The sequence below is a fragment of the Cupriavidus sp. 05T41 genome, from assembly GCF_056396525.1.
Window position 1 is genome coordinate 1 of sequence record NZ_JBFTLQ010000140.1, and the last position, 12,515, is coordinate 12,515.

General features: G+C 69.8%; 13 protein-coding genes. 9 read left to right on the forward strand and 4 right to left on the reverse strand.

Features of this window, described 5'->3' with window-relative positions; all coding sequences use genetic code 11:
* Positions 1-284: 284 nt before the first annotated feature.
* The 9 genes from AC1DKV_RS38775 (at position 285) to AC1DKV_RS38815 (ending at position 10,300) form a co-directional block, all read left to right on the forward strand.
* The gene (locus AC1DKV_RS38775; protein WP_441612805.1) at positions 285-959 is read left to right on the forward strand and encodes a response regulator; all 675 of its coding nucleotides are present in this window, start codon (positions 285-287) and stop codon (positions 957-959) included.
* Complete coding sequence (locus tag AC1DKV_RS38780) at positions 959-2,431, forward strand: sensor histidine kinase (RefSeq protein WP_477139563.1); 1,473 nt, start codon at positions 959-961, stop codon at positions 2,429-2,431. The genes AC1DKV_RS38775 and AC1DKV_RS38780 overlap by 1 nt, the downstream gene beginning before the upstream one ends.
* Positions 2,432-2,816: 385 nt before the next feature.
* Positions 2,817-3,785, forward strand: a complete 969-nt coding sequence (locus AC1DKV_RS38785) for a Bug family tripartite tricarboxylate transporter substrate binding protein (RefSeq protein ID WP_477139564.1) — start codon at positions 2,817-2,819, stop codon at positions 3,783-3,785.
* A gap of 263 nt (positions 3,786-4,048) precedes the next feature.
* Complete coding sequence (locus tag AC1DKV_RS38790) at positions 4,049-4,522, forward strand: tripartite tricarboxylate transporter TctB family protein (protein WP_477139565.1); 474 nt, start codon at positions 4,049-4,051, stop codon at positions 4,520-4,522.
* Positions 4,523-4,535: 13 nt separating this feature from the next.
* On the forward strand, positions 4,536-6,053 hold the full coding sequence (locus AC1DKV_RS38795) for a tripartite tricarboxylate transporter permease (protein WP_477139566.1): 1,518 nt from the start codon (positions 4,536-4,538) through the stop codon (positions 6,051-6,053).
* A 169-nt stretch (positions 6,054-6,222) separates the two neighbouring features.
* The gene (locus tag AC1DKV_RS38800) at positions 6,223-7,281 is read left to right on the forward strand and encodes an AbrB family transcriptional regulator (RefSeq protein WP_477139567.1); all 1,059 of its coding nucleotides are present in this window, start codon (positions 6,223-6,225) and stop codon (positions 7,279-7,281) included.
* A gap of 51 nt (positions 7,282-7,332) precedes the next feature.
* Positions 7,333-7,749, forward strand: a complete 417-nt coding sequence (locus tag AC1DKV_RS38805; RefSeq protein ID WP_441649896.1) for a PaaI family thioesterase — start codon at positions 7,333-7,335, stop codon at positions 7,747-7,749.
* A gap of 62 nt (positions 7,750-7,811) precedes the next feature.
* Entirely contained in the window at positions 7,812-8,732 is a 921-nt protein-coding gene (locus AC1DKV_RS38810) for a patatin-like phospholipase family protein (protein WP_441612811.1), read from the forward strand.
* Between the two features lie 80 nt (positions 8,733-8,812).
* Entirely contained in the window at positions 8,813-10,300 is a 1,488-nt protein-coding gene (locus tag AC1DKV_RS38815; RefSeq protein ID WP_477139568.1) for an FAD-dependent oxidoreductase, read from the forward strand.
* Between the two features lie 130 nt (positions 10,301-10,430).
* On the opposite strand, the gene AC1DKV_RS38820 is transcribed toward AC1DKV_RS38815, so the two are convergent.
* From AC1DKV_RS38820 to AC1DKV_RS38835, 4 genes are all read right to left on the reverse strand, one after another.
* Positions 10,431-11,312: a ChaN family lipoprotein gene (locus AC1DKV_RS38820; protein ID WP_477139569.1), complete on the reverse strand. Its 882-nt coding sequence runs from the start codon at positions 11,310-11,312 to the stop codon at positions 10,431-10,433.
* 114 nt (positions 11,313-11,426) lie between these two features.
* Positions 11,427-11,747 (reverse strand): DUF2149 domain-containing protein, encoded by a 321-nt coding sequence (locus AC1DKV_RS38825; protein ID WP_441612814.1) that lies wholly within the window; start codon positions 11,745-11,747, stop codon positions 11,427-11,429.
* Positions 11,744-12,253: a MotA/TolQ/ExbB proton channel family protein gene (locus AC1DKV_RS38830; RefSeq protein WP_477139570.1), complete on the reverse strand. Its 510-nt coding sequence runs from the start codon at positions 12,251-12,253 to the stop codon at positions 11,744-11,746. The genes AC1DKV_RS38825 and AC1DKV_RS38830 overlap by 4 nt, the downstream gene beginning before the upstream one ends.
* Before the next feature lie 5 nt (positions 12,254-12,258).
* The coding region (locus AC1DKV_RS38835; protein WP_477139571.1) for a hypothetical protein at positions 12,259-12,515 on the reverse strand (257 nt) is incomplete at its 5' end.

Sequence of the window (12,515 nt, forward strand, 5' to 3'; positions counted from 1 at the left end):
GGCCAGCACGCGGCGGCGTTGCGGGCTCGGCGGCAGGCCGGCGGTGCGCGGCGCGGCAGACGGCGACAGGGGCGGTAAAGAGGCTGCGGGCGGAGCGGAGACGGGGAGCAACTTGCGCAAGGCTGGAACCATCGGTGCTGACATCGGTGGCTGGGAGGGCCCTGGCGCGCTCGCCGCGCCCGGCCCGGGGCGGGGTTATTATAGGCGCCCGCGGCCAGTCCCCCGCGGCGGCGGCGGTGCCGCATTGTGAACAACGGACGTTTATCGAGCATGGGAGGACCGGCGTGCGCTTGCTGCTGGTGGAAGACGAAATCGAACTGGCGCGCTGGGTGGCGCGCGCGCTGGAGCAGGGCGGCTTCGTGATCGAGCACGTGGCCGACGGCCTGCAGGCCGAGGCGCGGCTGATGGCCGAGGAGTACGACGCCGTGGTGCTGGACCTGCGCCTGCCCGGCAAGGACGGCCTGGCCGTGCTCAAGTCCATGCGCGGGCGCGACGACCGCACCCCGGTGCTGATCCTCACCGCGCAGGACACGCTCGACGAGCGCGTGCGCGGCCTCAACCTGGGCGCCGACGACTACCTGCCCAAGCCCTTCGCCATCGCCGAGCTGGAGGCGCGCATCCTGGCGCTGATCCGCCGCAGCCGCGGGCGCGCCCATCCGCGCCTGCAATGCGGCTCGCTGGTGTTCGACGGCGAGACCCGCAGCTTCACCCTGGGTGGTGCGCCGCTGGCGCTGACGCCGCGCGAATCGACGCTGCTGGGCGCACTGCTGGCCAGGAGCGGCCAGCCGCTGACCAAGGCGCAACTGCTCGACAAGGTGTTCTCGCTCGATGCCGACGTCAGCCCCGACGCCATCGAAGTGCTGGTCTACCGCCTGCGCAAGAAACTGTCGGGCCACGGCGTGACCATCGTCACGCTGCGCGGCTTCGGCTACCTGCTGGAACCGGAAGGGCAGGCCTGATGCTGCGCCGCCTGCCCCGGCACTGGCTGCGGCACTGGCTGCAAGGCAGCCTGCGCCGCCAGCTGCTGCTGCTGCTGGTGCCCGCGCTGGCGGCGATGATGGCGCTCGATACCTGGCTGACCTACGGCACCTTGCGCGACGCCGCCAATGCCGCCTACGACCGCTCGCTGTACGGCTCSGTGCGYRCCATCGACAACGCCATCGGCATGGCCGGCGAGAGCGTGCAGATCGCGCTGCCSGACGCCGCSATGGAGATGTTCGAGACSGCCRCGCAGACCCACGTGTTCTACCGCGTCTCGCTCGAGCGCGACGGCCGCATCGAGACCGTCACCGGCTACGACGACCTGCCCCTGCCAGCCGGTGCGCTGCCCAGCAACCAGTCGCGCTTCTACGACGCCGACTACCGCGGCGACCCGGTCCGCATCGCCGTGCTGGCGCATCCCGTGTACCGGCCCAATGCGCACATGCGCGTGATCGTGCAGGTAGCCGAAAGCGCCGAGCCGCGCCTGGAGCTGATCGCCACCGTATGGCGCGGCGCGCTGGCGCGCGACGTGCTGCTGATCCTGGTCAGCGCGGCCATCCTGGTGGCCGGCATCACCTACGTGCTGCGCCCGCTCGCMCGCGTGCGCGACGACGTGCAGGCGCGCCCGGCGGAAGACCTCGCGCCGCTGGCCTTCGACCACGTGCCGCTCGAAGTGCGCCCGCTGGTCGACGCCGTCAACCTGCACGTCTCGCGCTCCAACGCGATGACCCAGGCCCAGGCCCAGTTCATCGCCGACGCCGCGCACCAGTTGCGCACCCCGCTGGCCATCCTCAAGACGCAGGCCGAATTCGCCCAGCGCCAGCTGAGCGCCGGCGCAGATCCCGCGCACGCGCCCCAGGCCGCCCGCGAAGCCGTGGGGGGCATCGTCACCCAGCTCGAGCAAGCCGCGCGCCTCACCAACCAGCTGCTGGCGCTGGCGCGCGTGCGCCAGCAAGCCGGCACCGACAACCCCGGCGACGCCGCCGAACCGGCGCCCCTGACCGACGCCGTGGCGGTGGCCGAGCAGGTCGCGCTGGACTACCTGCCGCTGGCGCGCGGCAAGCAGCAGGACTTCGGCTGGGAGCGGCCTGCCGGGCTGGTGCTGCCGGTGCGCGCGGATGCGGCGCTGCTGCGCGAGGCCTTCGCCAACCTGGTCCACAACGCCATCCAGTATTCGCCGAGGGGCAGCCGCATCACGCTCTTTGCTGCCCGCGCCGGAAACACGGCCTGCCTCGTGGTGGAAGACGACGGGCCGGGGATTCCCCCCGAGGAGCGCGAGAAGGTGTTCGCGCGGTTCTACCGGCGGGTCGGCAATACCGAGCCCGGCTCCGGGCTGGGACTGGCCATTTCGCGCGAGATGGCGGCGCGCTTCGGAGGCACGGTGGAACTGGGCGAGGCGGTGCAGGGCAAGGGGGTGAGGGCGGTGCTGGGGTTGCCGGCAGCGGGCTGAGCGCGTCGCCGCGCCAGGGCATTGCCAAGGCCGGAATGCAAATGTTCCATACATCCACCCCCACGTAAACCCCAGCCTAATACCTGTCAATTTGACAGCCTTTTGACAGTTTCCCCCACCTAGAATGCCCCCCATGGCCTGCATAGCGGCCATCCGGGCAAAATACCGCCTGGCAAAAATCAAAGAACAAGTCCGGCATGCACGCTGAGCAGCGGACGGGAGACAACACTTCGCCACCGGGTCCTGCCCGGCGCGCCGGAATGCCCCCCCGCCCCCCGCAAGCCCGTTGGAATGCCAGCCGGATGCTCCCCGGGTCGGCGCGCGCCAGGCGCCACAAACTCCGTGCTCCAATCACCGGCAACCCTAAAACAAGCAGGAGACCGCAATGCGCCGTTCGATTCATCGCTTCGCCCATGTCGTCATGGCCTCGGCCGCAATCACCGCCACCGTGGCTGCCGCGCCCGCATTCGCCCTCGACAACGTCAAGTTCATGATCGGCGCCAACCCGGGCGGCGGCTATGACCAGACCGGCCGTTCGCTGGGCGCCGCGCTGGTGTCCGCCCGCGTGGCCAAGACGGCTTCGTACGACAACAAGGGCGGCGCGGGCGGCACCATCGGCCTGACGCAGTTCGTCAACACCGACAAGGGCAACCCCAACGCGCTGGTCGTCACCGGCGCGGTCATGGTGGGCGCGATCGAGACCAACAAGCCGCMGGTCACGCTGAAGAACGCGACGCCGGTGGCGCGCCTGTTCGCGGACACCATGGTGATCACGGTGCCGGCGAATTCGCCGCTGAAGTCGGTCAAGGACCTGACMACGCAGCTCAAGGCCAACCCGGGCAGCGTGAGCTGGGGCGGCGGCTCCAAAGGTTCGATCGACCACATCCTGGCCGGCCTGATCGCCAAGGACGTCGGCGTGGATCCGAAGAAGATCAACTACGTGCCCTTCCAGGGCGGCGGTGAAGCGTCGGCCTCGATCCTGGGCGGCCACGTGACCGTCGGCATCGCCGGCGTGTCCGAGTTCCTGCCCTTCATCAAGAGCGGCAAGATGCGCGCGCTGGCCGTGACCTCGAAGGAGCGCACCGCGGACATCCCGACGCTCAAGGAGCAGGGCGTCAACGTGGAAATCTACAACTGGCGCGGCGTGTACGGCGCGCCCGGCATCTCCGCCGAACAGCGCAAGGCGCTGGTGGACGCGGTGGTCAAGGCGACCGAGACGCCGGTGTGGAAGGAAACGCTGACCAAGAACGACTGGACGCCGTTCCTGCTGACCGGCGACGAGTTCGGCAAGTTCGTGGACAGCGAGTCGACCCGCCTGGGCAGCACGCTGCGCGAACTGGGCGTGGCCAAGTAAGCGATGCGCCGGCGCGCGGCGCCGGCCAGCAGCATCATGGATTCACCGCATCACCGCATCACCGCATCACCGCTTCATTGCTTCATCGCTTCACCTGTCGGCCCTGCCTGCGGCGCACCGGAATGCCCGGTGCGTGCGCGGCGGTCGGGGGCCTGGTGTCCACCTGCGATACCCAATAACCAAACCATAAGTCGCCGGGCCCCCGCCGCGTGCGGGGCGACAAACCGCGGCGCGCCACGCACGGCCGCCCGAAGGAGTCCTTGATGAAACCCTCGCACCTGGCGATCGGCATTGCCGTATTGCTGCTCTCCCTGTTCTACTTCGTGGGCCTGCCGGGCATCTCCGGCGACGAAGGCTATGCCGGGCTGTCGCCGCGCTTCRTGCCCACGCTGGTCGCCATCGGCCTGGCCGTGTGCGGCGCCGCGCTGACCTGGCAAGGCATCCGCGGCGGCTTTCGCAACATGCCCGAGGAAGATGCGGAGCTGCCCTCGGCCCCGCACAACTTCCGCGGCTTCCTGTGGGTCGCGGCCGGCCTGGTGGCCAATATGGCCCTGATCGGCACGCTGGGCTTCGTGCTGGCGTCGACGCTGCTGATGATCTGCGTGGCGCGTGGCTACGGCAGCAAGCGTTTCCTGCGCGACGGCTTCATCGGCCTGTGCATCACGGTGCCGATGTGGGCGCTGTTCGAATTCCTGCTCGGCATCAACCTGCCGCTGCTGCCCGTCGCCGGGTTCTGACCGGAGCTGATCCATGGACACTCTCAATTTGCTGATGCACGGCTTTGCCGTCGCCATCACCCCGATCAACCTGATGTGGGCGCTGGTGGGCTGCTTCCTCGGCACCGCCATCGGCGTGCTGCCGGGCATCGGCCCCGCGCTGACGGTGGCGATGCTGCTGCCGCTGACCACCAAGGTGGAACCGACCGCCGCCCTGATCATGTTCGCCGGCATCTACTACGGCGCCATGTACGGCGGCTCCACCACCTCCATCCTGATGAACACGCCGGGCGAATCGTCCACCATGGTCACCGCCATGGAAGGCAACCTGATGGCCAAGAGCGGCCGCGCCGGCCCGGCGCTGGCCACCGCGGCGATCGGCTCGTTCGCGGCGGGCACCATCGCCACCGTGCTGCTGTCGATGTTCGCGCCGGTGGCGGCGGACGTGGCGCTGCAGTTCGGCCCCGGCGAGTACTTCATGATCATGCTGCTGGCCTTCACCACCGTGTCGGCGGTGCTGGGCTCGTCGCTGCTGCGTGGCATGACCAGCCTGTTCCTGGGCCTTGGCATCKGCCTGATCGGCATGGACTCGCTGTCGKGCCAGACGCGCTACTCGATGAACGTGCAGGAGCTGTACGACGGTGTCGATATCGTGGTGGTGGCGGTGGGCCTGTTCGCGGTGGGCGAGGCGCTGTTCAACGCCTTCTTCCCGCAGCCCGGCGGCAGCTTCAACAAGCTCAGCAGCATCATGATGACCAAGTCGGACTGGAAGCGCTCGGTGCCGGCCTGGATCCGCGGCACCATCATCGGCTTCCCGTTCGGCCTGATCCCGGCCGGCGGCGCGGAAATCCCGACCTTCCTGTCCTACGCCACCGAGAAAAAGCTGTCCAAGCACAAGGGCGAGTTCGGCACGGTCGGCGCGATCGAAGGCGTGGCCGGCCCCGAAGCCGCCAACAACGCCGCGGTCACCGCCACGCTGGCGCCGCTGCTGACGCTGGGCATCCCCACCTCGAACACCACCGCGATCCTGCTGGCGGCGTTCCAGAACTACAACCTGCAGCCGGGCCCGATGCTGTTCCAGACCTCGGGCGACCTGGTGTGGGGCCTGCTGGCTTCGCTGTACATCGGCAACGTGATGCTGCTGGTGCTGAACCTGCCGGCCATCGGCCTGTGGGTGCGCATGCTGCGCATCCCCACGCCGCTGCTGTACGGCGGCATCCTGATCTTCGCGGGCCTGGGCGCCTACGGCATCCGCCAGTCGTGGTTCGACCTGCTGCTGCTGTTCGTGATCGGCGTGCTGGGCATGGCCATGCGCCGCTTCGACTTCCCCACCGCGCCGGTGATCGTGGGCATGATCCTCGGTCCCATCGCGGAGAAGCAGCTGCGCAACGCGCTGTCCATCAGCCAGGGCGACTGGTCGATCTTMGTGACGCAGCCGATCTCGGCCACCATCCTCGCCATGACCGTGGCGGTGGTGGTGATCCCGCGCGTGCTGGGCTGGCTCGCGCGGCGCTCGGCGCGGCGCGGCGAGGTAGCCGACGCCGCCGGCTGATCCGGGGCAAAATGCGGGCAAGGCCCGGCACTTCGCGGTGCCGGGCTTTTTTTTGTTGCTGACCAACCTGATATCGCGCATGCATTCTCCCCTCCGCCCCTGAGGGGCGCGGGAGCAAGCACCGCCGTCATTCCAGACGGTCCTGGCGCATTCGCCAGGCCGCCGCCACATGTCCACTCTCTATCACCGCTGGCGTCCGGTCGTGCTGACGCTGCTGCTCGGCCTGACGGCCGCGCTGCTCTGCACGCTGCTGCACACGCCGCTGCCCTGGATGATCGGTCCGCTGCTGGCCGTAGCCATCGCGCGCATGCGCGGGGCCGACCTGCGCKCGCCGACGCAGGCGCGCAACGCCGGGCAGTGGGCCATCGGCACCTCGCTCGGGCTCTACTTCACCGCCGACGTGGTGGCGCGGCTGCTGGAGTTCCTCCCCTATATCGTGGCCGGTTCGCTGTTCGCCCTGGCGCTGGGCTGCGGCGGCGCGTTMCTGCTGCGCGGGAGCACCGGCGTGGCGTTCAAGACGGCGTACTTCTCCACCGCCATCGGCGGCGCATCCGAGATGGCCAACCTGGCCGAGCGCAACGGCGCGCGCATCGACCAGGTCGCCGCCGCGCATTCGCTGCGGGTGCTGATGGTGGTGGTGGCGGTGCCGGCGCTGTTCCAGTACGGCGGCATCCACGGGCTCGATCCCTATGTCCCGGGCCCGCGCACGGTGAACTACGCCGGGCTGCTGGTGCTGATCGCCATCACCGTCAGCGTGGCGCTGCTCGCGCGGCGCGCGAACCTGCCCAATCCCTTCGTGATCGGCACGCTGCTGGCCGCGGCGGTGCTGACGGCATCGGGCATCGAGCTGTCGGCCATTCCCACCTGGATGAGCCGCGCGGGCCAGCTGCTGATCGGTGTTTCGCTGGGCGCGCGCTTCTCGCGTGATTTCCTGCACACCGCGCCGCGCTTCCTGACCGGCGTGGCACTCTACACGCTGGTGGCGCTGGTGCTGTCCGCGCTGTTCGGCTGGCTCCTGTCGGCGCTGTCGGGCGTGCATCCGGCCACCGCCATCCTCGCCACCACGCCGGGCGGCATCGCCGAGATGTGCATCACCGCCAAGGTGCTCGAGCTGGGCGTGCCGCTGGTCACCGCCTTCCATGTGATCCGGATGGCCTTCGTGGTGCTGTGCACCGGCCCCCTGTATCATTGGCTCAAACATCGCGCCGCGCCGGAGGAGACCGAGTAGCAGCCTGGCCGGCCGCCACCCAGGACAGACGGGACTGCCATGCCAGAGCCAATGCCGGAATCCACTCTCACGCCCGCCGATATCGACGGCATGCTGCAGCGCGTGCTGGCACCCTGGGTGCGCCAGCTCGGCCTGCGCGCCGAAGCCGTTGATGCGCAAGGCGTAACACTGCGGCTTCCGTTCGACGAATCGTTTCGCCACGCGGGTGGCGTGGTGTGCGGCCAGGTGCTGATGTCMGCCGCCGATACCGCCATGATCGTGGCCATCGCCAGCGCGCTGGGCAGCTTCCGCCCCATGACCACCGTCACGCTGACCACCAACTTCATGCGCCCCGTGATCAAGGGCGACGTGCTGGTGCACGCCCGCGTGCTGCGCCTGGGCAAGACCGTGGTGTTCGGCGAGATCGAACTGACCGGCACGGACGGCAAGCTGGCCGTGCAGGCCACCACAACCTACGCGCTGCTGTGAGCGGCGCTTCGCCCGGCTTGCCCACCGACATTGCGCGCCATCCGGCGCATGACCCTCACTGCATGAGCCCCGCAACCCTCCGGCCCGGCGCTTCGCCTTGCGCCTCCCCCTTCGACCAGGTCGTGTTCGCCGGCGGCGGCAACCGCTGCTGGTGGCAGGCCGGCTGGTGGGACAAGGTGGCGCCTGAGCTGGGCCTGCGCCCCCGCGTGATCGCCGGGATCTCGGCCGGCGCCGCCACCGCGTGCATGATCTACACGCACGATGCGCGCCAGGTGATGGCGTACTACCAGGACGTGCTGGCCAGCAACCGCCGCAATGTCTACTGGAGCAACCTGCTGACCAGGCAGCGCGTGTTTCCGCACTACGGCATCTACCGCACCGCGCTGCTGAATATCTTCGCCGACGGCCGCCTGGCGCAGTTGCAGGACGCGCCCGAGATCCGCATCGGCGTGGCGCATATCCCGCGCTGGAGCGGGCCGCGCACGGCGGTGATGGCCGGGCTGCTGGCGTACAACATCGAGAAACACTGGTTCAAGACGCTGCATCCGCGGCTTGGGCGCAAGCTCGGCTTCCATCCGGAATTCGTGCGCGCGCAGGATTGCGCCTCGCCCGAGCAACTGGCCGACCTGCTGCTGCAATCGGCATCCACGCCGCCGTTCACGCCGGTGCTGCGGCGCAACGGGCGCCCGGTGCTGGACGGCGGCATGGTGGACAACGTGCCGGTCGACGCGCTCGACCCGACGCCGGGCAACGTCCTGGTACTGGTGACAAGGCTCTATCCGCGCCCGCAGCGCTTCGTGCTGCAGCAGGGCGGGCAGCGGCGGCTCTATCTGCAACCTTCGCAACGGGTACCGATCTCGAGCTGGGACTACACCCAGCCCGGCGCGATGATCGGTGCCTACGAACTCGGCCAGCGCGACGCGGAAACCTTCCTGCGCGACTGGCCGTCTGTCATGAAGACGGAGCTGGGCGCCGGCGCGTAGCGGGCAACAACGCGCCGGTCCGGCGCCCGGCTCTGTCATCACGATGTGCAATGCGGCCAAGGCCGCCACAGGAGGCATTGATGACAAAACGCCAGGCAAGACCGGCAAGCGAGCGCCAGAGCGCACGCAGGGCGACAACCGAGCAGGCCGTCGAGCGCGTGMCGCGCCGCGGCAAGCGCAAGTCCGGCGCGCAGCGCGAAGCGGATTTCGTGGTGATCGGCGCCGGCTCCGGCGGCGTGGCCGCGGCACGGCGCGCCGCATCGCACGGCGCGCGCGTGGTGCTCGTCGAGCGCGACGCCATCGGCGGCACCTGCGTCAATCGCGGCTGCGTGCCCAAGAAGATGCTCTCCTACGGCGGCACCCTGGCCGCCATCCTCTCCGGCTGCCTCTCGCACACCGGCGGGCGCGAGGACTGGAGCGACGCCATCGTGCGCGTCAACGCCGAGATGGCGCGCCTGCACGTGGCCTATACGCACAACCTGCAGAACGCCGGCGTGGAACTGCTGCACGGCGAGGCCACCGTCACCGCCTCCGACCAGGTACTGGTCGGCGCCGAGACCATCCGCGCACGCCGCATCCTGATCGCCACCGGAGCGCGCCCGCGCACGCTGCCGGTGCCCGGCGGCGAGCTGGCCAGCAGCTCCGACGACATCTTCACCTGGCAGAGCCTGCCTGCCTCGATCGTGGTGATCGGCGGCGGCTATATCGCGGTGGAGCAGGCCTCGATCCTGTCGCGCTACGGCGTCAAGGTCGAACTGCTGGTGCGCGAAGACCGCCTGCTGCAGCGCTTCGACCACGAGATCGCCGCGGCGCTGGCCGAAGCACTCGCCGCCAAGGGCGTGCGCCTGCATTTCAATGCCGAGGTCACGCTGCTCAACCAGGCCAACGGCGCCATCGACGTGTGCTACCGGCAAGCGGGCAACGGCGGGAATGGCGGGAATGGCGGCAACGGCGGCAAGGAGCGCATCCACACCGTGCGCGCGCAGGCCGCGCTCGCCGCCATCGGCCGCGAGCCGGTCTGGGACGGTCTCGGCCTCGAAGCGCTCGGCGTGGAACGGGCCGAGAAGGGCGGCATCCAGGTCGACCGCTCCTTCCGCAGCAAGGTACGCTCGATCCACGCCGTCGGCGACGTMATCGACGGCCTGCACCTTACCCCCGTGGCCAGCGCCCAGGGACGCTGGCTGGCCGACCGCCTGTTCGGGCGGCGCGGCGACCGCGCGGATTTCGACATGGTGCCMACGGCCGTCTTCTGCGAACCCGCCATCGGCAGCGTCGGCCTGAGCGAGCGGCAGGCCATCGAAGACGCCGGCAAGGCCGAGCGCGTGCAGAGCGTGGTGCGCCGCTTCGTCTCGCTGGAAAGCCGCTTCGGCGGCAGCGAGCAGGCATCGATGGTGAAGCTGGTGGTCAACGCGCGCAGCGGCCGCGTGCTGGGCGCGCACATGATGGACAACGCCGCGCCGGAAATCATCCAGGCCTTCGCGGTAGCGMTGCGCCTTGGCGTKAAGCTGTCGCACCTGCACACCACGGTGCAACTGCATCCGACGGTGGCGGAGGAGCTGTTCGGCTGATAGGCGGCTGATACGGTTGATGGCCGGTTGATAGCCGGCCGATAGCCGGCTTGAGTCCGGCTGGCGCTGGCCGAGTGCGCGGGCAGGGCATGCGCCGCGCAGTTGGCGCAGCGCAAGCCGGTCTGGCCACTCAGGCCGGCGCGGCCTCCGCGCCGGGTTTCGCATCCTTGCACGGGTCCGGCCGCTTGTGCGCGGGCACCAGCACCACGCGGTCATAGGCGCCCACTTCGCCGGCGCCGGCTTGTTCGAGATAGCCCACGCTGTAGATCTTGCCCTGCTCGGTGGCGAGCCAGCGCGGCGCGCCGACGTCGCGGCGCACGTGGCCGTTGCCGGCGATCAGCACGGCGCCGCGGTCGGCGTAGGCACGCATGGCGGCGGCCATCACGGCGTCGCGCGCGGCCTGGGCGTCGAGCATGCCGGGCAGCATGGCCTTGGGGAAATTGCCGCAGTGGCCGCGCTCGAGCACGGCGGTCTGTTCGCTGGCCACGTCGGCGGGCAGCGGCGCGGCGAGACCGAGGCGCTTGCGCTCGGCCGTATCGAACAGGCCGTCGAGCCCGCCGCGCACGATCTTGCCCGCATCGGCGCGCGAGAGGTTGGCCGCCACCAGCGGCAGGTCGTAGCGCAGCGCGAGCGCCACCACCGGCGTGTACAGCTCCCATTGCCAGCCCGTGCCGCCGGCCTGCGCGACCACGTAGGCCGCATCGCCGGGACGCTCGCGGCGCGCGCGGTCGATATCGGCCTGGCGTTCGCGGTCGAACTGTTCCATGGCGATGGCGGGCCGCCAGCCTGCCTCGAGCGCGCTCGACAGCGCCAGCAGGCGCCGTTTCTGGCCGTCGGCATTGTCGTGCACCTCGCCCAGCAGCACGTAAGTCTTACCGGTGAACTGGTGCGCGACATCCCCCGCGACGGCGGCGGGCGGCGTGCCGGCGCAACCGGCCAGTCCCGCCAGGATGGCGGACGCGATCACCATTCCGGCGGCGCGGCGAGGASCAAGGCGGGTAAGTGTGGGCATGGCGGGGTGGTCCTGTTTCAATGCTACGGTTGTTGCTMGCGGCGCTTGTACGGGCATTCGCGCCGCACGAAGCGTGCCACGCGCGCCATCGGCACAGGCGGCGCGTCGTGACTATTATTGTCCAGTTGCGCCTTCCGGCACATACACCATCGAGCCGTCCTTCAGGCGATACGCCACGCCGGCCTTGGTGCCGTCGCCGCTGCCGACCTGGCCGCTGGCCTGGTAGCGCACGACCTTCTCGCCCTGCCTGGACACGATCTCCATATTGGGCTTGCCCGGATTGGTGATGACGGTGACGTCGGCATGCGTGAACGGGTTCATCGGGTTCTGCGCGATCGCCACCAGCAGCGCGGCGATCACCACCAGGAACACGTCGATGAGATTCACCACCGACAGGATGGGATCGTCGGCTTCGCTCTCTTCGAGGAATTTCATGCGTCCACCTCCCATTGCGGCTGGTGCTTGCCGAGCCAGACCAGTTCCTCGGCCAGCCAGCGCCGGYGCACGTTKACCACATAGAACGTGATGCTGGCCGCGATCAGCGCCAGGATCACGGCGGAGAAGGCAATGGTGAGGTTCTCGCCCACATTGGCGAGATTGCCGCCGGACAAGCCCTTGAGCGCGGGGCCCATCGGGATCATGGTCGCCACCAGTCCCAGCATGGGCGCCACGCGCGTGGCGATGCGCGGCCATTCCAGCAGGCGGTGCGCGGCGACGTCGAGCGCGTCGGGGTCCTGCACGCGCTGGCGCAGCGCGAATGTCACCAGTGCGTAGCCGCGCCCGCTCTCGATGGCGTTGCGCCGGCGCTGCCAGGCCTGCATKGCGAACTCGCCGAGCGCCCAGAAGGCGTAGAGAAAGAGCAGGCCGATCAAGGCGAGCGTCGGGTACAGGAACAACTGGCCGACGTCATACATCAGGGTTTCAAGCAGGGTAGGGGTCATGATGTTCAGTGGGTCTTGGTGTGTTTTTCGGGGAGAAGCGCGACGCCGCCGCGGCGGCGCGCGCTGATGGCGCCGCCAAGCAGCGCCCCGCCCAGCGCGATGCCCGCGGCGAGCCAGGACAGCACCGGCACGATGGCCGCGGCGGGCGGCTTGCGCTCGACCAGCTGCATGCCTTGCACCGCTTGCGTCTGCGCAGGCGGCGCGGGCTGCGGCGACCGTGGCTGCGGCTCGGCCTGCTGCCGCGGCTTCGGCGGCGTCGCGG